This is a genomic window from Sphaerisporangium sp. NPDC049002 (assembly GCF_040649355.1).
In the GTDB taxonomy this organism is placed as follows: domain Bacteria; phylum Actinomycetota; class Actinomycetes; order Streptosporangiales; family Streptosporangiaceae; genus Sphaerisporangium.
Map to the genome: position 1 here is coordinate 1 of NZ_JBEZFH010000025.1, position 19,067 is coordinate 19,067.

Here is a 19,067-nt window from a genome sequence, read left to right on the forward strand (position 1 = left end):
GCCCGGAGCCCCTTGTTCCTGATCCAGCCGGGGGGGTCGATGTCGTCGCCCATGGCGATCAGCTCCTTGACGGCGCGCGGCGGCCGGATGGTGGTTCGTCCAGGAGAAGTTCACGCTCACGCTGCCGCTGCTGGTCGCCACCCTGCTCGCCGCGAGCGTCCTCGCCGCGCCGCGCCTGGTCACGGCCGTACGCGGGCGGGGAGGGTCGCCGGCGGACGCGGCGGTCGTGGTGCCGTTGCTGGGGGCGGGGTACGCGGCGGTGGCGGGGCCGGCGGTCACGCTGCTGGTGGGGTACCCGGCGACGTGGAGCACCGGTCTGGTGACCGTGGCGCTGGTCGTGGGGGCCGTGCTGGTGACGTGGCGGGCCGTCTCGGCGTCCGTCCCCGGGCTCCGGGTCACCGCCGCCGTGGCGCTCGCGACGGGCCTGGCCGGCGCGGGCCTGGCGTTCGTACCCGCCGAGGCCACCGACACCGGCGGCGGCCCCCAGGCGGCCATGGAACTCCACGCCACGCGAGCCCACGCCGCCAAGGCTCATTCCACCGAGGCCCACAGCGCCATGGGAACCGGTGCTTCCAGCGCTTCCGGCAGCGGCCACGCGGGCGGCGGTCAGCCGGTGACCGCGCTGCGCGGGCCGTCCACCCCGGCGGCGGGCGGGGAGGTGCGCCGGTTCACGCTGACCGCCCGCACCGCGACCGTCACCCTGTCCTCCGGGCGCGAGGTCGCTGCCTGGACCTTCGACGGCCGTGTGCCCGGGCCGCCGGTCACCGCGTCCGAGGGCGACCTCATCGAGGTACGGCTGCGCAACGCCGACATCACCTCGGGCGTCACCCTGCACTGGCACGGCTACGACGTGCCCTCGGGCGAGGACGGGGTCCCCGGCCTGACGCAGGACGCCGTCCTGCCCGGCCAGGAGTTCCTGTACCGGTTCCGCGCGACCCAGGTGGGGACGTACTGGTACCACACGCACGAGGTCTCGGACCGTGGGGTCAAGATGGGCCTCTACGGGATGCTGGTCGTCACACCCCGCGAGCCTTCCCAGGAGGGGGCCGACCTCACCCTCCCCGTGCACACGTTCGCGGGAAAGCTCACGCTCGGGGACCACGACCAGCCGTTCGAGCGGCGGGTGGCGCCCGGCACGCCCGTACGGCTGCGCCTGGTCAACACCGACAACACCCCGCACCAGTTCACCCTGAGCGGTACGCCGTACAAGCTGGCGGCGATCGACGGCAGGAACCTGAACGGGCCGGGCGAGCTGAGCCGGACGACGCTGCGCCTTCCCGCCGGGGGTCGCTACGACCTCGTCTTCCTCATGCCGGCCGGCGGAGCGGTGCTGCGGGCCGACGACCGCGCGAACAACCTGCGCCTCACTCCGGACGGCGGTTCCGCGCAGCCAGGTCCGTCCGCCACCGAGGACACCTCCGGTTGGCCCGAGTTCGACCCGCTGTCGTACGGCACACCCGCCGCCACTCCCTTCGGCGCGAGCAGCCGCTTCGACCGCCGCTTCACGCTCGTGCTCGACCAGGGGCTGGCCATCATGAGCGGGCGGCCGGCGTACGCGCACACGGTGAACGGGCGCGCGTTCCCGTCCATCCCCACCCAGCTCGTGCGGGAAGGCGACCTGGTCCGTGTCACCGTCGTCAACAGGGGGCGCGAGACCCATCCCTGGCACCTGCACGGCCACACGGTGCTGGTGCTCTCCCGTGACGGCCACGCGCCGACGGGCGGCCCGCTGCTGCTGGACACCTTCGACGTACGGCCCGGCGAGGTCTGGGAGGTGGCGTTCCGCGCGAGCAACCCCGGCATGTGGATGAACCACTGCCACAACCTCAGCCACGCCGACCAGGGCATGGCCCTGCATCTGGCCTACGAGGGCGTCACCACCCCGTTCCACGGCGCCCACGGCGGCTGAGCCCAGGGTGCCGTCCTAGTGATCAACAAGCCGCCAACCAGTAGTGGCCTCTAGCTTCTCTGTGGTCCCGCGCGTTCGCGGCGGCATCGCGGGAGCGGATCCAGATCCATGTGCGTCAGAGGGAGGAAGAGCGGATGGCTGCGGAAGTTACCGCGATGGCGTTCGGGCAGGCCGGGTTCCTGGTCGTGGCGCGCGAGGACGGGCGGATCGAGTCCTGGGACATCGGATCCCCCAGCGCGGTGCGCGTGGTGCGCGACGGCTCCGATGACCCGGTGCTGGACCTGGTGGCCGACGGCCCGCAGATCCTGGGGGTGTCGGCGCGGCGTGTCATCGCCTGGAACGCGGCCATGGAGGTCGAGGCCGACCATGTGCTCGACCATCCCGCGCACTTCGTCACGGTGACGGCGCGCGAGGTGTGGCTGGCGGGCGACTCGCACGTCGCCCGTCTCGACCGCGAGCTGAAAGAGGCGATATGGATGCCGATCGCCGAGGGGCAGAGCACCGACTTCGACGTCCACCCCTCGGGGCGGCGTCTCGTTGTGGTCAAGGACCGCGTCCGCGTCCGTGTCCACGACGCCCGCACCGGCACTGAACTCCACGCCTGGGGGCGCAGCGTCAAAGACGGTGTCCGGCAGGTGTCGGTGCGCTTCGCCGACAAGCCCGATCACCTGTGGGAGGCCGACAACGCGGCCTGGCGGCTGCGGCGCGTCTCGGCGAAGAGCGGGCGGCAGACCAAAGGCCCAGATCGCCGGAAACTGGCCAGCTCATGGGCGGGCCCGCTGGCGCTCAGCCCGGACCGCGGGCATCTGGCGGTGCTGCAGACCGGCTGCGACGTTCAGCTCTGGGACCTGGAGGCCGATGCCCCCGTCTTCTACGTGGAACCGGTGGCCGACCGTTCCCAGGACAAGGTGCTGGCCTCGCTCAGTCGCGTCCCGGCCTTCGCCTCCGCGGGCCCCGGGGTCCTCAGGCGGACGGGCAGCCGCCGCCAGCCCGACCGCGACGCGGCGGTGACCGCCCTCGCGGTCGCCGAACGGGGCGCCATGGTGGCCCTCGGCGGACGCGACGGCGTCGTGCACCGCTGCGACACCGCGACCGGAGCGATCGAGCGCCTGGGCGAGCCCCGCCTCCTGGCGCCTCCGCGAGGCGTGACGTTCACCCGCTGGGCCGAAGGCGTCGTACACGGCGTCCGCGACGGCGAGCACTGGATCGTCCGCGAGGGCACACTCGCCAAGCTCGACTTCGAGCGGCCGGACCGGATACGGGGGGTGGCCCTGGAAGACTTCCCCGACCTCCACGGGCCCATCTACTGGAGGGAAACGCTGTTCTTTCGCGGCGACCTCGTCTGGCACATGGGGGGCACGCTGCGAGCCTGGGAGGTCGCAACGGGACGACTCGTGTGGCACATCCAGACCCCCGGATCGCCACAGATCGCGGGCGACACCGCCTACATGATCCACGGACACTACCACCAGCGGTGTGATTTCCCCCTGTCGCGAATCGACCTGAATACCCGCCAGGCGACGGGCCCCTGGCAATTCGCGGTCGACGGTGCGTCCATCGACCTGAGCGTCGCCCCGGTCAACTGGCCGAATATCTACGCGATCGGGCCGCACGTCGTACTGACGACCTACTCCCGGCCAGAACGGGCGTTCCTGATCGATCCCGAGCGCTGCCTGCTGCTTCATGAACTGCCCTGGGGTATCGAACGGGACCCCTGGGACGGCCGCCGCGTGCTGCACCGGATCGACGGCGGCTACGCGGTGATCGACCTGGAGAACCCGGCCGCCCCGCCGAGGATCCATCGCTTCCCCGACCCGATCGGCTCCGTCCGCTGGCACCGGGAGATCGGGAATGACCGCGTCATCGGGTGGGACCCCGGCGCGCGGCGCGTCGTCGTCGCCCGCACGAGCGGCGAACTCCTCGGCCACTTCGCCGGCCACGGCGCGGACGTATACACCTTCTTCGTCTCGCCCGACGAGCGCACCCTCCTGTCGGTCGACCACGCCGGCTTCGTCCGGACCTGGCGCCTGGACGAGTAAAGCCGCGCGGGGGGATCGCGGTGTGCCTGGTGTGTGCGCTCAGAAACGGCAGGAGTCCCGGACTGCCACGCGGTGTGCGAGTCTGCCCTTCGAAGCGCCTGGCGCCTCAACCGGCCGGCGATCAGTCGCCGTGTCCGTCCCAGCGCGGACGGCGAGAGCGACCCGAGGTGGCCTGTGAAGTTCCCCGGCGGGCCCATGCGGCGTGAAAGTTTCGCGACGCGTCCGAGCCGGCGCCATCACTCGGTGGGCGACCGCTTGCCACCGATATAGGGCTATATCAGGATTTGCCCGTGATGGAACGTATGCCACCTCACGAGCCCGCCCAGGCCGATGCCCTCGGCCAAGGGCCCGGCCGGCACCCGACCGGCGAGACCGGCGCCGCCACGGCCACCACCACGGCCCTCGCCCACGACACCGAACCGGACCCGCTCCAGGAGGAACCGGCGTTATCCCCAGAGGAGCCGGAACAGGCCCGAGGAAGCACGGCGCAGGCGGAACCGGTGTCGTCCCCGGATGGGGACGACACAGGGCGGTGGTGGACGCCGCGGTTCCTCACCGACGCCGCCGACCGGCGGGCGCTGCTCATCTGGTTCCTGTCGCACATCGGGGTCCTCATCTACACGTACCTGGCCGGCCCCGGCCGTACGACGGACCCCTTCGTCAACCGGCTCACCCGCTGGGACGCCGAGAACTTCATCGCCATCGCCGACTACGGCTACGACGGCCCCCCGGGCATGCAGGACAGCGCCAAGCTGCCCGCGTTCTTCCCCGGCATGGCGCTGCTGATCAGGCTCCTGCGGCCGATCGTGCACGACGGCCGTATCGCGACGCTGCTCATCTCCCTGGTGGCCAGCGCGGTCGTCGCGGTGGCGCTGTCGCGGCTCGCCGAGTCGTACGCGCCGGGCAGCGGCAAGTTCGCCGTGGCCGCCCTGTTCCTCAGCCCCTTCGGGGTCTTCCTCTTCTCCGGGTACTCCGAGGCGCTGTTCCTGGCCCTGGCGCTCTCGGCGTGGCTGCTCGCCCGCAGGGGCCGCTGGGATGACGCCGCCTTGTGCGCCACGGGCGCCGTCACGGTGCGCGTCTCGGGCCTGTTCCTGGTGCTCGGCATCCTCGTCATGTTCCTGGTGGCCGAGAACGGCCGTAAGGCGCCCGGAGGCTGGCGCGTGCTGCCCTGGCTGGCTCTGCCCGGCGTTCCGATGGTGCTGTACGTCACCTACCAATGGACCCGCACGGGCGACTGGCTGGCCTACAACACCGTCCAGGACCAGTTCTGGGGACGGCACACCGTCTGGCCGTGGGAGGCGTTCCTCAACACCTGGAACATGTCGGACGACGTCCCCACGCTGACCACTTCCTACTACGAGGAGATCATCTCGGCCGCGGTGCTGCTCGCCCTGGCCGTCTGCCTGGCGATACGCCGCAATTGGCCCGAACTGGCCTACATCGCCCCCCAGGTGCTGTCGTTCCTCACCCTGTCGTCGTTCTACCTGTCGATCGGCCGCGGATCGCTGACCTGGTTCCCGCTGTGGGTGGCCATCGGCGTCGCCGGCGTCAGGCGACCATGGGTCTGGTACACGAGCATGGCCATCATGATCCCCGTCATGGCCATCAACGTCGGCAACTTCACCACAGGCGCCTGGATCGGCTGACCACGCGTCCTGAGGACGTCAGGACCAGGAGGTGTCCTGTTCGGGGTCGTTGCCTTCGGACAGGAGGCGGAGGTCGGACTCGACCATCATGGCGACGAGTTGCTCGAAGGTCACGGCCGGTTCCCAGCCGAGCTGGACGCGGGCCTTCTTGGGGTCGGCGCACAGGAGGTCGACCTCGGCGGGGCGGTGCAGGGCCTGGTCGCCGACCACGTACTGCTCCCAGTCGAGCCCGGCCGCCTGGAACGCGGCGACGACCAGCTCGCGCACGGACTGCGTGTGACCGGTGCCGATGACGTAGTCCTCCGGTGTCGCGGCCTGGAGCATCAGGCGCATGGCCTGGACGTAGTCGCCGGCGTAGCCCCAGTCGCGGCGGGCTTCGAGGTTGCCCAGCCGCAGCTCGGAGGCGAGGCCCAGCTTGATCCTCGCGACGCCCAGCGTCACCTTGCGGGTGACGAACTCGGCGCCGCGCCGGGGCGACTCGTGGTTGAACAGGATGCCGGAGACCGCGAACATCCCGTAGGACTCGCGGTAGTTCTGGGTGAGGAAGTGCCCGTACGCCTTGGCGACGCCGTACGGCGAGCGCGGGTGGAACGGCGTGCGCTCGTTCTGGGGCGTCTCGCGCACCTGGCCGAACATCTCCGAGGACGAAGCCTGATAAAAGCGGATCTGGCCGGAAGCGGAGGCCCGGGAGGAGGTGATCCCGGAGCAGACCCTGATCGCCTCCAGCATGCGCAGCACGCCCATGCCGGTCACCTCGGCCGTCAGCTCGGCCTGCTCCCACGACATGGGCACGAACGAGATGGCGCCCAGGTTGTAGACCTCGTCGGGCTGAACGCGTTCCACGGCCGAGATCAGCGATCCCTGGTCGAGCAGGTCGCCTCGGACGAGCTGCACGTCCTGGAGCAGCTTGCGAACGCGCGAGACCCGGGGGTTGGCCTGCCCGCGCACCAGACCCCAGACGTCGTATCCCTGGTCGAGCAGGTGCTCGGCGAGGTAGGAGCCGTCCTGCCCGGTGATGCCAGTGATCAGCGCACGCCTGGCCAACGGGTCCTCCTTGTTCTTCGGGATCAGCGGCTTGTACTGCTTCGCCCGAACTCTGAGCTGTAAGACGCGAATGTACCGTCATGCCCCCCGGACGGCGCCATGGGACGCCCAGGATCTTACGTCCGCCAACCCTAGAACACGTTCTACCGAGTCACGCTCGGTCGGTCTAACTTCGCAGTTCGCGGCGCGTGAGGGTGATATGAGGCACAATTCCATATTAGAGATGCGTCCACTACCAGATGGTAAGGTTCGCTCCTAAGATCAGCTTTCGCGGTACATGCCCCTTGTGGGCGGCTACCGAGCACCGCTCTCGAAAGGGGTGTCCGTGGAGGTTCCAGACGACGCGCGAGAGCACGGGGCGCGCGGCGAGGGCAGGCTGCGGGTCGCCCTCCTGTCGTACCGGAGCAAGCCCACCTGTGGCGGCCAGGGCGTCTACCTGCGCCACGTCAGCCGCGAACTCGTCGCCCTCGGGCACTACGTCGAGGTCTTCTCGGGACCGCCGTACCCCGAGCTGGACGAGGGCGTCGTGCTCACCAAGATCCCGAGCCTCGACCTCTACCGCGACGAGGACCCCTTCCGCACCCCGGCGCTCGGCGAGTACCGCGACTGGATCGACGTGCTCGAAGTCGCCACGATGTGGACGGCCGGCTTCCCCGAGCCGCTGACCTTCAGCCTGCGGGCGCTGCGCGAGCTGAAGAAGCGCCAGGGCGACTTCGACGTCGTCCAGGACAACCAGACGCTGGGGTACGGCCTCCTCGGCATCCAGAAGCTCTTCCCCGTGGTCGGCACCATCCACCACCCCATCAGCGTGGACCGGCGCATCGAGCTGCGGGCCGCGCCGCTGCGCAAGCAGCTCTCGATGCGCCGCTGGTACGGCTTCGTGCGCATGCAGAGCCACGTCGCGCCCCGGCTGAAGCCGATCCTCACGGTGAGCGAGTCGAGCCTCGCCGACATCCACCGCGACTTCAACGTGCCGCAGAACAACATGCGGCTCATCCCGCTGGGCGTCGACACCCGCTTCTTCCATCCCCGCCCGCACCTTCCGAAGCGCAAGGGCTCGATCGTCGCCGTGGCGAGCGCCGACTCCCCCATGAAGGGGGTCGCCACGCTGCTGCGCGCCGTCGCCAAGCTCGCCACCGAGCGCGACGTGAACCTCACCGTGGTCAGCAAGCCCACCCCGGGCGGCCCCACCGAGAGGCTCGTACAGGAGCTCGCCCTCGGTGACCGCGTGAAGTTCGTCCACGGCATCTCCGACGACGAGCTGGGCGAGCTCATCGCGACCTCCGAGATCTCCGTCGTGCCCTCGCTGTACGAGGGCTTCTCGCTTCCCGCCGTCGAGCACATGGCCTGCGGGACCCCGCTGGTCGCCAGCCGTACGGGCGCGCTGCCCGAGGTCGTCGGCGACGCGGCCGTCCAGGTCTCGCCCGGCGACCCCGAGGAGCTCGCCTCGGTGCTGCGCCGGCTGCACGACTCCCCTGACGAGCGGGAGCGCGTCGGCAGGGCCGGATACGACCGGGTCATGGAGCGGTACACCTGGCACGTCGTCGCCAAACGGACCGTCGAGGCATACCGCGAGGCCATCGAGGCCCGCGCGAAGGCGAAAGGGGAGCGGTAAGTGCTGACCGTCGACTTCGGGAAGCTCCCGGTCGGGCCCGGTGTCCGCGTGCTCGACCTGGGCTGCGGCGGTGGCCGCCACGCCTTCGAGGTGCTGCGGCGCGGCGCCGACGTGGTCGCGTTCGACCAGGACGCGGCCGAGCTCGAAGGTGTCGCGAGCATGTTCGCCGCCATGGACAAGGCGGGCGAAGTGCCGCCGGAGGCGACCGCCGAGACCGTGACCGGCGACGCGCTGGCCATGCCCTTCCCCGACGCCTCGTTCGACCGCGTGATCGCGGCCGAGGTGCTGGAGCACATCCCCGACGACATGGCGGCGATGCGCGAGCTCTACCGGGTGCTCAAGCCGGGCGGCCGGGCCGCGATCACCGTGCCGAGCTTCCTGCCCGAGCGCATCTGCTGGGCGCTGTCCGAGGCGTACCACACGGCCCCCGGCGGGCATGTGCGGATCTACACGCTCGCCGAGCTGAGCGCCAAGCTCAAGGCGACCGGCTTTTCGGTCGGCCCGCACCACCACGCCCACGGCCTGCACTCGCCGTACTGGTGGATCAAGTGCGCGGTCGGCGTGAACGACGACGACCACCCGCTGGCCAAGGCCTACCACGAGCTGCTCGTCTGGGACATCATGAAGCGCCCGGCGGCCACCCGCATCGCGGAGGCCGTGCTCAACCCTCTCATCGGAAAGAGCGTGGTCGTCTACGTCCGGAAGCCCGCTTGACCACCGACGCGGGCCGGGCCGCCGTCCCGGCCGTACCCGGGGTCGTCACAGCGGAGCAGATCGTCGAGACGGCGCGGAGCATCGCGGCCGTACAGGAGCCGGACGGCGGGGTGCCGTGGCCCGAGGGGCACGTCGACGCCTGGAACCACGTCGAGTGCCTGATGGCCATGACGGTCGCCGGGCTCACCGCCGAGGCCAGGAGGGGCTACGACTGGCTCGTACGGCACCAGCGGGACGACGGCTCATGGCCGATGAAGACGGTGCGCGGCGAGGCCGTCGAGAAGAACGGCGAGAGCAACCACGCCGCGTACATCGCGGTCGGAGTGTGGCACGAGCTGCTGGTCACCCGCGACGAGGACTTCGCGCGCGCGATGTGGCCGGTCGTGAGGAAGGCGCTCGACTTCGTGGTCGACCTTCAGACGGCCCGCGGTGAGATCGTCTGGGAGCGGTCCGCGTCGGGCAGTCCGGCCGAGTACGCCCTGCTGACCTGCTGCTCCTCCATCTACCAGGGGCTTCGCTGCGGCGTGCTGCTCGGCGAGCACCTCGGCGAGCCGCAGCCCGACTGGGAGCTTGCCGCCGATCGGCTCGGGCACGTGCTCGCCGCCCATCCGGAGGCCTTCGCCGACAAGAGCCGCTTCTCGATGGACTGGTACTACCCGATCCTCGGGGGCGCGGTGCGCGGCGACCAGGCCCGCGAGCGGCTGGACGAGGAGTGGGACACGTTCGTCGTACCCGGGCTCGGCATCCGCTGCGTGTCCGACCAGCCGTGGGTGACGGGCGCGGAGACCTGCGAGCTGGCCCTCGCCCTTGACGCGATGGGCGAGACCGAACGCGCTCTCGCCCTCTACCGGGACATGCAGCATCTCCGCCACGAGAACGGGTCGTACTGGACGGGCTGGCAGTTCGTCAACGAGCGGCCGTTCCCCAACGAGCAGTCGGCCTACACCGCCGCCGCCGTCATCCTCGCGGCCGACGCCCTGTCGGGCGCCACCCCGGCGGCGGGCCTGTTCCGCGAGGCCGGGCGGTACGCCATCCCCGTGACCGACCCCGACACCTGCGGCTGCTCCCCCGCCGCCAGCCGTACTTGATCACCTGACGAGGTCGGCTGAACTCTTTCACGGGAGGCCCCCGGCCGCCACCGGGGGCCTCTCCGTCGTCAGATCGCGGATCCAGCGGATCTAGGCGTCGGCGGCGACCCGTTCCAGCACGCGGAGGGATCCCTCGGTGCTGACCTCCTTGTAGTCGCCTGAGGCGACGGCGCGCTGGAATACCCGGTACGGGGCCTGGCCGCCTGTGGAGGGGTCGGGGTAGATGTCGTGGAAGACCAGCGCGCCGCCCGGCATGAGATGCGGCGCCCATCCCTCGTAGTCCTTGGTGACGGGATCCTCGGAGTGGCCCCCGTCGATGAAGAGCATCGCGAGGGGCGTCCTCCAGTAGCGGGCCACCGTCTCGGAACGGCCCACGATCGCGATCACGTTGTCCTCCAGCCCGGCCGAGGCGATGGCCGCGCGGAAGAACGGGAGCGAGTCCATCTTGCCGAAGCGCGGGTCCATCAGCGTGGGGTCGTGGTGGGCCCAGCCGGGCTGGATCTCCTCAGAGCCCCGGTGGTGGTCCACAGTGAAGACGACCGACCCCGTCTCGCGGGCCGCGGCCCCGAGGTAGATCGCCGACTTGCCGCAGTAGGTGCCGATCTCGCAGATGGGACCGAGCGCGCCGTACGCGCAAGCGGTGTCGAACAGGGCCGCCCCTTCGTTCGGGGGCATGAACCCCTTCGCACGCTCGGCCGCGTGGCGCAGGTCGGGCGGCAATAGGACGTGAGTCATGATTCTTCCCCTGTATGCGGCAATGCTGGTGCACCCTATCTGTCAACGCTTGCGGCGCGGGAACCGTGCCCCCCTATCATGATCATAGGGAGCCGAACAATATTCCGTACCGCCCTTGCCCCGTCCGGTGGAACGTGTTCTACTTTGCTGCGTGAACCAGCGTGCTCGCATAGTGATGTCCGACGACGAGGTGACGGCGTTCCTGCGGGAGTCTCGCAAGCTCCAGCTGGGCACGATCAACCCGGACGGTACACCGCACATGGTGACGATGTTCTACGGCCTCGTCGAGGGCCAGATCGGGTTCTGGACGTACGGCAAGGCCCAGAAGACCCGGAACATCGAGCGCGATCCTCGGGTGACCTGCCTCATCGAGGCCGGGGACGACTACTTCGACCTGAGAGGCGTCCTGCTGTACGGCACCGCGCGGCTGATCGACGCGCGGGACGCCGTCCTGGACATCGGCATGAACATCACCCTGCGGATGCCGGGAGCCGGTGACGCCACCGACGAGCTTCGCGGGTACGTCGAGCACACCGGCCGCAAGCGAGTCGCCTACCTCGTCGAGCCGACACGCGTGGTTTCCTGGGACCACCGTAAGCTCGCCACCCCCGCTTCGGCCTAGTCTCGCCTTTAAGTCATTTACGAACGCGAGAAGGGCTCCGATGAAAATCAAAGTCGACTACGACGTCTGCGAGGCCAACGCCGTCTGCATGGGCCTGGCACCCGAGGTCTTCGAAGTGGACGACGACGACAACCTGAACGTCCTGCTTCCCGAGCCCCCGCCGGAGATGCTCGACCGCGTGCGCCACGCGGTCCGATCCTGCCCCAAAGCCGCCCTTTCCCTTGAGGAAGAGTAGGCGCCCCCCAAGGAGGTCCCCCTTATGCGAGCCGCGCTACTGCACGCCGTCGGCGACGACAAGCTCGACATCCGCGACGACTTCACCCTCGCCCCGGTGGGCCCGACGGACGTCCGTGTGAAGATCAAGGCGACCGGCGTCTGCCACTCGGACCTGTCGGTGCTGTCGGGGGTGCTGCCCATGCCCCTGCCGGTGATCCCCGGCCACGAGGGCGCGGGCGAGGTCGTGGAGGTGGGCGACCATGTCACCTCCGTCCAGCCGGGCGACCACGTCATCATCAACTGGACCCCGGCGTGCGGCTCGTGCCCGAACTGCATCGTCGGTCAGCCGTTCCTCTGCATGACCTACGTCATGGAGAGCTTCTCCCTGGCGAGGTTCCGCTTCGGCGGCGAGACGCCCGCGTTCGGCATGGCCGGCTGCGGCACCTGGGCAGAGGAGATCGTGGTCCCCTGGCAGGGCGCGATCAAGGTGGACCCCGAGGTCCCGTACGAGGTCGCGGCCCTGATCGGCTGCGGCATCACCACGGGCGTGGGCGCCGCGATCAACACGGCCAAGGTCAGGCCGGGCTCGACCGTGGCCGTGATCGGCTGTGGCGGCGTGGGGCTGTCGGTGATCCAGGGGGCCCGGGTCTCCGGGGCCACGACGATCCTGGCGGTGGACCCGCTGGAGTCCAAGCACGCGCTCGCCAAGAAGGTGGGCGCCACGGACGCCTGCACCCCGGACCAGCTCATGGAGGTCATCGGGTCCCTCACCGGCGGCCAGGGGTTCGACTACGGCTTCGAGGTGGTCGGCAAGTCGGCGTCGATCATGTCGGCCTGGCAGGCCACCCGCCGGGGCGGCGACGTCATCGTGGTCGGCGCGGGCGCCATGGACGACATCGTGCCCCTGTCGGCCTTCAGCCTGCTGTTCGAGGGCAAGAACCTCCTCAGCTCGCTGTACGGGGGCAGCGACGTGCGCCGTGACTTCCCGTTCTTCGCCAACCTGTGGAAGGCCGGCAAGCTCGACCTCGAAAGCATGATCAGCTCTCGCATCCGGCTCGGTGACCTCAACGACGCCGTCGCGGCCCTCAAGGGCGGCGAGGTCCTGCGCCAGATCGTCGTCTTCGACTGACCAGGAGGACACCGATCCGGAAGCGCCCTCCTATGTAGACCGCATCTACGTAGATCCGTTCTACATGGGAGGGGCATTGCCGGATCAGGGGTTCGTCGGCCGCGCGTCCGAGATGAGCGCCGCCGTCCGGCGTGACCGTCGGCGGCGCGAACCGTGGCGGGGTCAGTCGGAGGAGAAGGCGGCGTCGAAGGACGCGGTGGGGGGCGTGATCGCGTTGAGGCCCCTGACGAAGGTCAGGGCCTCGGGAGCGCCGGCGAGGCGGTCCATGCCGGCGTCCTCCCACTCGACCGAGATGGGGCCGTCGTACCCGATGGAGTTGAGCGCGCGGAAGCAGTCCTCCCAGGCCACGTCTCCCCTGCCGGTGGAGACGAAGTCCCAGCCCCGGCGCAGGTCGGCCCAGGGCAGGTGGGAGGAGAGCCGGCCCCGGCGCCCGTCGCCCGAGCGGACCTTGGCGTCCTTGCAGTCGACGTGGTAGACGCGGTCGGCGAACTCCAGGATGAACCCGACCGGGTCGATCTCCTGCCAGACCATGTGCGAGGGGTCCCAGTTCAGGCCGAAGGCCGGCCGGTGCCCGATGGCCTCAAGCGTCCGTACGGTGGTGTGGTAGTCGTAGGCGATCTCGCTCGGGTGCACCTCGTGGGCGAACCGCACGCCGACCTCGTCGAACACGTCCAGGATCGGGTTCCACCGGTCGGCGAAGTCCTGGTAGCCCGCGTCGATCATCGACGGCGGGACCGGGGGGAACATCGCCACGGTGTGCCAGATGGACGAGCCGGTGAAACCGACCACCGTGCTCACCCCGAGCTTCGCCGCCGCACGGGCGGTGTCCTTCATCTCCTCCGCCGCGGCCTGGCGGACCTGCTCGGGGTCGCCCGAGCCCCAGATGCGCGCCGGGAGGATGCCCTTGTGGCGCTCGTCGATCGGGCTGTCGCAGACGGCCTGCCCGACGAGGTGGTTGGAGATCGTCCAGACCTTCAACCCGTGCTTGTCCAGGATCTCCAGCTTGCGGGGGATGTAGGACTCGTCCGACAGCGCCTTGTCGACCTCGAAGTGATCACCCCAGCAGGCGATCTCCAGGCCGTCGTATCCCCACTCGCCGGCCAGGCGGCACACCTCCTCGAAGGGAAGGTCGGCCCACTGGCCCGTGAACAAGGTGATCGGTCGCGTCATGTCCGCGCTCTCCTTCGGTGCTTACAAGCGGTTGCGGGGTTCGCTTATCAAGGGATCCTGGAGACCCGGGCCCGGGGAAGGCAACCCTTCCCAGGGCACCGGTTCCAGGGCTCTACGGGATCGGCGTCCAACGGCTCTCGTCCGCCGCGCTGCGCTCGACGGCCGCGAGCGCCTGCTGCACCCGAAGCCCGTCGGCGAACGACGGGGCCGGGTTGGTACCCGAGCCGATCGCCTCCAGGAAGTCCTTCACCTCGTGGCTGAACGTGTGCTCGTACCCGAGCCCGTGCCCCGGCGGCCACCAGGCCCCGGCGTACGGGTGTCCCCCCTCGGTGACGAGGATGCGCCGGAAGCCGGCCTCCTCGGCGGGGAGGGTGTGGTCGTGGAACCACAGCTCGTTCATCGACTCGAAGTCGAAGGACAGGCTGCCGAGGGAGCCGTTGACCTCGATCCGCATGGCGTTCTTGCGCCCGGTGGCGAAGCGGGTCGCCTCGAACGACGCGAGCGCCCCTCCGGAGAGCCTGCCGATGAACACCGCCGCGTCGTCCACGGTGACGGTGCCCGTCGAGTCGGCGTCCTCGGCCGCGCCCGCCGCGAGCCCCGCGGACTCCTCGGCGAGCGGGCGGTCGTTGATGAAGGTCTCGGTGAGGGCCGAGACCCCCGTCAGCCTCTGACCGGTGATGAACTGGGCGGTGTCGACGATGTGGGAACCGATGTCACCGAGCGCCCCCGACCCCGCCTTGTCCTTCTGGAGCCGCCACACCAGCGGGAACTCCGGGTCGACGATCCAGTCCTGGAGGTACTGCGCGCGGACGTGGCGCAGGTCCCCCAGCCGCCCCTCGGCCACGAACTGCCGGGCGAGCGCGACGGCCGGGACCCTCCGGTAGTTGAAGGCCACCATGCTGCGCACGCCGCGCTCGGCGGCCCGCTCCGCCGCCGCGACCATGGCCTCGGCCTCGGCGACGGTGTTGGCCAGCGGCTTCTCGCACAGAACGTGCTTGCCCGCGTCGAGCGCGGCGATCGCGATCTCCGCGTGGGAGTCGCCGGGCGTGCAGATGTCGACGATGTCGACGTCGTCCCGCTTGATGAGTTCCTTCCAGTCGTTCTCGACTGCCGCCCAGCCCAGGTCGGCGGCGGCGGCGGCCGTACGGTCCTGCGACCTGCCGGACAGCACCGCCATGACCGGCGCGACCGGCAGGTCGAAGAACGCTCCGACGCTGCGCCACGCCTGGGAGTGCACACGTCCCATGAACGCGTACCCGACCATGCCGACCCCGAGCGCCGGCCTGTTGTCACTCACGAATAACCCCCGAATTAGGATTCGAACCCGAGCGGCAGATACTTCTGCGCGTTCTCCTTGGTGATGGTCTCCGATGCCAGCGTGATGGACTGCGGCACCTGCTGCTCGACCAGGTCGCTCAGGCCCTTGCCCTGGGCGATGAGCCGCGCGAGCTTGATCGCCGAGGACGCCATGGTCGGGCTGTAGGTCACCGTGGCCTTGAGCACGCCGCTGTCGGCCTGGATGTCGCGCATGGCGTTGGCCGATCCGGCGCCTCCCACCATGAAGAACTCGTTGCGGTTGGCCTCCTTGATTGCGGCGAGCACGCCGATGCCCTGGTCGTCGTCGTGGTTCCAGATGGCGTCGATCTTCTTGTGGGCCTGGAGCAGGTTGCTGGCGACCTGCGTGCCCGACTCGACGGTGAACTTGGCGTCCTGCTGGGCGGTCACCGTGAAGCCGTAGGTCTTCAGGGCGTCGGCGAAGCCCTTGCTGCGGTCCTGGGTGAGGGGCAGCGTCGCGATGCCCTGGATCTCCAGGATCACCGGGTTGGCGACACCCTTGTCCTTCAGGGTCTTGCCGACGTAGCTGCCCGCGGCCACGCCCATGCCGTAGTTGTCGCCGCCGATCCACAGCCGGTACGACAGCTTGTCGGGGAAGACCCGGTCGAGGTTGATCACCGGGATGCCGGCGTCCATCGCCTTGCGCGCGACCTGGTTGAGCTGCTCGCCGTCGTTCGGGAGGATCACCAGGGCGCTGACCTTGGCCGCGATCAGCGACTCGACCGCCGAGATCTGCTGGTTGATGTCGTTGGTCGGCTCGACCGGCTTGAACTCCACGTCGGAGTACTGCTTGGCCTGCGACTCGGCGTTCTTGGCGATGGCCGCGATCCAGCCGTGGTCGGCCGCCGGGGCGGAGAAGCCGATGACGACCTTGGTGCCCGGCTGGTCGTTGTCCGTGCCGGCCGTGGTGGCCTGCGGCGCGGCGGAGCTCGGGGCGGCGGCGGGTTCGTTGCTGGTGCAGGCGCTCACGAGGGCCCCTGCGCCGACAACGGCTCCGCTGACGAGGAATCCTCGCCGGCCGACGCTCTTGTTCATGGTGACTATCTCCTTCTGGTACGGGGGATTACCGGGGCCTCGGCGCTGGGCCAGATCCCGAAATTTCGTGAATCTGGGGGCTTTCGGGCGCGGCGAACGCGACCGCGGAACCCCCGCGGCCGTACGGACGTGCCTTCGAGCCCTGCTTGTGTGTCCCGCGCCGTCGAGCCCTACGTTCGGGATTCGAGGCTTCGCCGCTGCAGGAGTACGGCGATGACGATGATCAGGCCCTTGGCTATGAGCTGGTCACTGGTGTTGAGTCCGTTGAGGATGAACAGGTTGGTGATGACCGTGAAGATCAGCAGCCCGAGGATCGAGCCGATGATGGTTCCCCGGCCACCGGTGAGAAGGGTTCCCCCGATGATGACCGCGGCGATCGCGTCCAGTTCGTAAAGATCGCCGTGGGTACTGGAGCCCGTGGTGGTACGGGCCATGATGATCACTGCGGCGATGCCGCAGCAGAGGCCGGACAGCGCGTACAGCATCATCGTGTGACGCCGTACGTTGATCCCGGCGAGCCGCGCGGCCTCCGGGTTGCCGCCGACCGCGTAGGTGCGCCGGCCGAAGGTCGTGCGGTTGAGCACGAGCCATCCGACGGCGACCACGAGCGCGAAGATGTAGACCAGCAGGGGCAGGCCGAACACGCGCGTGGTCGACAAATCGACGATGGCGCTGTTGTCCGGGCCGACGAGCTGGGTCCTGCGGTCGGACATGCGCTGCGCGAGCCCGCGGGCCGCCACCAGCATGGCGAGCGTGGCGATGAACGGCACCATCCTCCCGTAGGAGATCAGGAAACCGCTGACCAGCCCCGCGCCCGTGCCGACCACGATCGCGCAGATCGCCATCACGACCGGCCCGTACGCCTGGGTGGCGAGGGTCGTCGCCCACACCGAGGCGAGCGCCATGACCGCGCCGACCGACAGGTCGATGCCCCCGCCGATGATGACGAAGGTCATGCCGACGGTGATGACGCCGATCGTCGAGGCCAGCGCGAGGATGCTCACCATGTTCGACGAGGTGGCGAAGTTCTCTGGGCTGGTCACCAGGCCCACGATGGCCAAAAGGATCAGCGCCACGACGAGGCCGAGGTGGCGCGCCTGCCCGACCCTGCTCAGCACGCCGGGCCCCGCGGGCTCAGCGGCCCGCGCCTGCTCCTCCACGCGGCGATGCTCGTCGGCGGGCGGCTGGGTGCTCTGCGGAGTGCTGCCACCCGAGGCGCGTGCGTCCGTCACAGCGCGCTCCCTTCCATGATCATGTCAATAACCCGTGGTTCGTCGAGTTCTCGTGCGTCCGACTCGTGGATGACCTTGCCTTCGCGGAGCACGAGCACCCGGTCGGCGAGGCCCAGGACCTCGGGGACCTCGCTGGACACCAGCAGCACGCCCACGCCCTCGTCGGCGAGCCGCCGGATCACGGCGTACAGCTCGGCCCGCGCGCCGACGTCGACGCCGCGGGTGGGCTCGTCGAGGAGCAGGAGCTTGCGGTCCTCCACCAGCCATCGGGCGAACACGGCCTTCTGCTGGTTGCCGCCCGAGAGGGTGCGCACCGGGCGACGGGGATCGGCCGGCCGGATGTCGACCGTCTCGGCCAGGCGCACGGCCTCGGAGCTCTCCTCCTTGCGGTCGACCCAGCCGAACCGCGCGTACTTGCTGAGTCCGGCGATCGTGATGTTGCGCGCGACCGACTCGTTCATCAGCAGGGCCTGCGACTTGCGCTCCTCGGGCGCGAGGCCCATGCCGAGCCGTACGGCCTTGGAGGTGCTGCCGGGAGGCACGGGCTCGCCCGCGAGCACGACCTGCCCGGAGGAGGCCCGGCGCGCGCCGTAGACGGTCTCGACGATCTCCGACCGGCCCGAGCCGACCAGCCCGGCCAGTCCGACGATCTCGCCTTCCCTGACCGTCAGCGACACGTCGGTGAAGCGGCCGGGCAGCGTGAGGCCCTCGACCTTCAGCACCTCAGGACGGTTGTCGTGCGATCCGGGCGCGGGACGCGGCGGGAAGACGTACTCCACGTCCCTGCCGGTCATCAGCGACACCACCGTGGACGTCGGCGTCTCGCGGGCGGGAAGCCCGACGGCGGCGGTCCTGCCGTCCTTGAGCACGGTGACGCGGTCGCCGATCTCGCGGATCTCCTCCAGCCGGTGGGAGATGTAGACGACCGCGACCCCCTGCGCCGTCAGGTCCCTGATGACCCGGAACAGGTTGGCCACCTCGTCGTGCGCGAGGGCGGCGGACGGCTCGTCCATGACGATCAGCCGCGTCTTGTGGGACAGCGCCCGCGCCATGCTGACGATCTGCTTGCCGGCCGCGGAGAGCCGCCCCACCTCCATCGTGGAGCGCATCTCGCCGTGGCCGAGGCTGCCGAGCAGCTCGGCGGCGGCCTTGTTCATCTCACCGCGCCGGGTGAAGCCGAACGCGGCCTGCTCGTGGCCGAGGAAGATGTTCTCCGCGACCGACAGGCCGTCGACCAGGTCGAGCTCCTGGTAGATGGTCGAGATGCCCGACTTGATGGCGGCGATGGGCCCGGCGAACCGGACCGGCTCCCCGCCGAAGGTCACCGTGCCCTCGTCCGGCTGGTGGGCTCCGGCGAGGATCTTGATGAGGGTGGACTTGCCCGCGCCGTTCTGCCCGAGCAGGCAGTGGACCTCGCCGGCGCGGACGTCGAGGTCCACCCCGTCCAGGGCGCGGACGCCGGGAAACTGCTTGACGATCCCGCGCATGACCAGCAGGTCGCTCACAGGGCCTCCGGAAGGTGGATCGAGAGGGGAGTC

Annotated in this window: 16 protein-coding genes; 9 read left to right on the forward strand and 7 right to left on the reverse strand. The window is 69.9% G+C overall.

Translation table 11 applies throughout. The annotated features are described in order from the left end of the window. The first annotated feature begins 226 nt into the window (after positions 1-226). The 3 genes from AB0B89_RS08210 to AB0B89_RS08220 all read left to right on the forward strand — a co-directional run bounded on the left by AB0B89_RS08210 (position 227) and on the right by AB0B89_RS08220 (position 5,594). Positions 227-1,909: a multicopper oxidase family protein gene (locus AB0B89_RS08210; RefSeq protein ID WP_358549895.1), complete on the forward strand. Its 1,683-nt coding sequence runs from the start codon at positions 227-229 to the stop codon at positions 1,907-1,909. 134 nt (positions 1,910-2,043) lie between these two features. Then, positions 2,044-3,948, forward strand: a complete 1,905-nt coding sequence (locus tag AB0B89_RS08215) for a hypothetical protein (RefSeq protein ID WP_358549897.1) — start codon at positions 2,044-2,046, stop codon at positions 3,946-3,948. A gap of 302 nt (positions 3,949-4,250) precedes the next feature. Next, positions 4,251-5,594 carry a mannosyltransferase family protein gene (locus tag AB0B89_RS08220; protein ID WP_358549899.1) on the forward strand — a complete coding sequence of 448 codons (1,344 nt, stop codon included), beginning with the start codon at positions 4,251-4,253 and terminating at the stop codon, positions 5,592-5,594. An 18-nt stretch (positions 5,595-5,612) separates the two neighbouring features. On the opposite strand, the gene AB0B89_RS08225 is transcribed toward AB0B89_RS08220, so the two are convergent. Further along, entirely contained in the window at positions 5,613-6,638 is a 1,026-nt protein-coding gene (locus AB0B89_RS08225) for a GDP-mannose 4,6-dehydratase (protein ID WP_358549901.1), read from the reverse strand. A gap of 325 nt (positions 6,639-6,963) precedes the next feature. Between AB0B89_RS08225 and AB0B89_RS08230 the strand changes: the two genes are divergently transcribed. From AB0B89_RS08230 to AB0B89_RS08240, 3 genes are read left to right on the forward strand one after another with little or no spacing between them, the layout of a single operon-like run. Next, complete coding sequence (locus AB0B89_RS08230; protein ID WP_358549903.1) at positions 6,964-8,253, forward strand: glycosyltransferase family 4 protein; 1,290 nt, start codon at positions 6,964-6,966, stop codon at positions 8,251-8,253. Continuing rightward, the gene (locus AB0B89_RS08235; protein ID WP_358549905.1) at positions 8,254-8,967 is read left to right on the forward strand and encodes a methyltransferase domain-containing protein; all 714 of its coding nucleotides are present in this window, start codon (positions 8,254-8,256) and stop codon (positions 8,965-8,967) included. Next, complete coding sequence (locus AB0B89_RS08240) at positions 8,964-10,055, forward strand: prenyltransferase (protein WP_358549907.1); 1,092 nt, start codon at positions 8,964-8,966, stop codon at positions 10,053-10,055. Before AB0B89_RS08235 ends, AB0B89_RS08240 begins: the two co-directional genes overlap by 4 nt. Before the next feature lie 90 nt (positions 10,056-10,145). Here AB0B89_RS08240 and AB0B89_RS08245 read toward each other — a convergent pair whose 3' ends face one another. Next, positions 10,146-10,790, reverse strand: coding sequence for a class I SAM-dependent methyltransferase (locus AB0B89_RS08245; RefSeq protein WP_358549909.1), 645 nt, complete (start codon positions 10,788-10,790; stop codon positions 10,146-10,148). Between the two features lie 151 nt (positions 10,791-10,941). Between AB0B89_RS08245 and AB0B89_RS08250 the strand changes: the two genes are divergently transcribed. Genes AB0B89_RS08250 through AB0B89_RS08260 form a run of 3 tightly spaced genes read left to right on the forward strand, consistent with a single transcriptional unit; the run spans position 10,942 to position 12,757 of the window. Further along, entirely contained in the window at positions 10,942-11,412 is a 471-nt protein-coding gene (locus tag AB0B89_RS08250) for a pyridoxamine 5'-phosphate oxidase family protein (protein WP_358549911.1), read from the forward strand. A 40-nt stretch (positions 11,413-11,452) separates the two neighbouring features. Further along, complete coding sequence (locus AB0B89_RS08255; RefSeq protein ID WP_358549913.1) at positions 11,453-11,647, forward strand: ferredoxin; 195 nt, start codon at positions 11,453-11,455, stop codon at positions 11,645-11,647. A 24-nt stretch (positions 11,648-11,671) separates the two neighbouring features. Next, positions 11,672-12,757, forward strand: a complete 1,086-nt coding sequence (locus tag AB0B89_RS08260) for a Zn-dependent alcohol dehydrogenase (protein ID WP_358549915.1) — start codon at positions 11,672-11,674, stop codon at positions 12,755-12,757. A gap of 162 nt (positions 12,758-12,919) precedes the next feature. On the opposite strand, the gene AB0B89_RS08265 is transcribed toward AB0B89_RS08260, so the two are convergent. The 5 genes from AB0B89_RS08265 to AB0B89_RS08285 all read right to left on the reverse strand — a co-directional run bounded on the left by AB0B89_RS08265 (position 12,920) and on the right by AB0B89_RS08285 (position 19,034). Beyond that, positions 12,920-13,927, reverse strand: a complete 1,008-nt coding sequence (locus AB0B89_RS08265) for a sugar phosphate isomerase/epimerase family protein (protein WP_358549917.1) — start codon at positions 13,925-13,927, stop codon at positions 12,920-12,922. 112 nt (positions 13,928-14,039) lie between these two features. Next, the gene (locus AB0B89_RS08270; RefSeq protein ID WP_358549919.1) at positions 14,040-15,224 is read right to left on the reverse strand and encodes a Gfo/Idh/MocA family oxidoreductase; all 1,185 of its coding nucleotides are present in this window, start codon (positions 15,222-15,224) and stop codon (positions 14,040-14,042) included. A 14-nt stretch (positions 15,225-15,238) separates the two neighbouring features. Next, the gene (locus AB0B89_RS08275; RefSeq protein WP_358549921.1) at positions 15,239-16,297 is read right to left on the reverse strand and encodes an ABC transporter substrate-binding protein; all 1,059 of its coding nucleotides are present in this window, start codon (positions 16,295-16,297) and stop codon (positions 15,239-15,241) included. A gap of 170 nt (positions 16,298-16,467) precedes the next feature. Continuing rightward, entirely contained in the window at positions 16,468-17,529 is a 1,062-nt protein-coding gene (locus AB0B89_RS08280) for an ABC transporter permease (RefSeq protein WP_358549923.1), read from the reverse strand. Further along, positions 17,526-19,034, reverse strand: a complete 1,509-nt coding sequence (locus AB0B89_RS08285; RefSeq protein WP_358549925.1) for a sugar ABC transporter ATP-binding protein — start codon at positions 19,032-19,034, stop codon at positions 17,526-17,528. The genes AB0B89_RS08280 and AB0B89_RS08285 overlap by 4 nt, the downstream gene beginning before the upstream one ends. Positions 19,035-19,067 lie beyond the last annotated feature (33 nt).

Excerpts from the sequence above, each read along its gene's own strand:
- AB0B89_RS08215 (WP_358549897.1), top strand. The coding sequence starts at position 2,044 with ATGGCTGCGGAAGTTACCGCGATGGCGTTCGGGCAGGCCGGGTTCCTG.
- AB0B89_RS08220 (WP_358549899.1), top strand. The coding sequence starts at position 4,251 with ATGCCACCTCACGAGCCCGCCCAGGCCGATGCCCTCGGCCAAGGGCCC.
- AB0B89_RS08245 (WP_358549909.1), bottom strand. The coding sequence starts at position 10,790 with ATGACTCACGTCCTATTGCCGCCCGACCTGCGCCACGCGGCCGAGCGT.
- AB0B89_RS08255 (WP_358549913.1), top strand. The coding sequence starts at position 11,453 with ATGAAAATCAAAGTCGACTACGACGTCTGCGAGGCCAACGCCGTCTGC.
- AB0B89_RS08260 (WP_358549915.1), top strand. The coding sequence starts at position 11,672 with ATGCGAGCCGCGCTACTGCACGCCGTCGGCGACGACAAGCTCGACATC.
- AB0B89_RS08265 (WP_358549917.1), bottom strand. The coding sequence starts at position 13,927 with ATGACGCGACCGATCACCTTGTTCACGGGCCAGTGGGCCGACCTTCCC.
- AB0B89_RS08275 (WP_358549921.1), bottom strand. The coding sequence starts at position 16,297 with ATGAACAAGAGCGTCGGCCGGCGAGGATTCCTCGTCAGCGGAGCCGTT.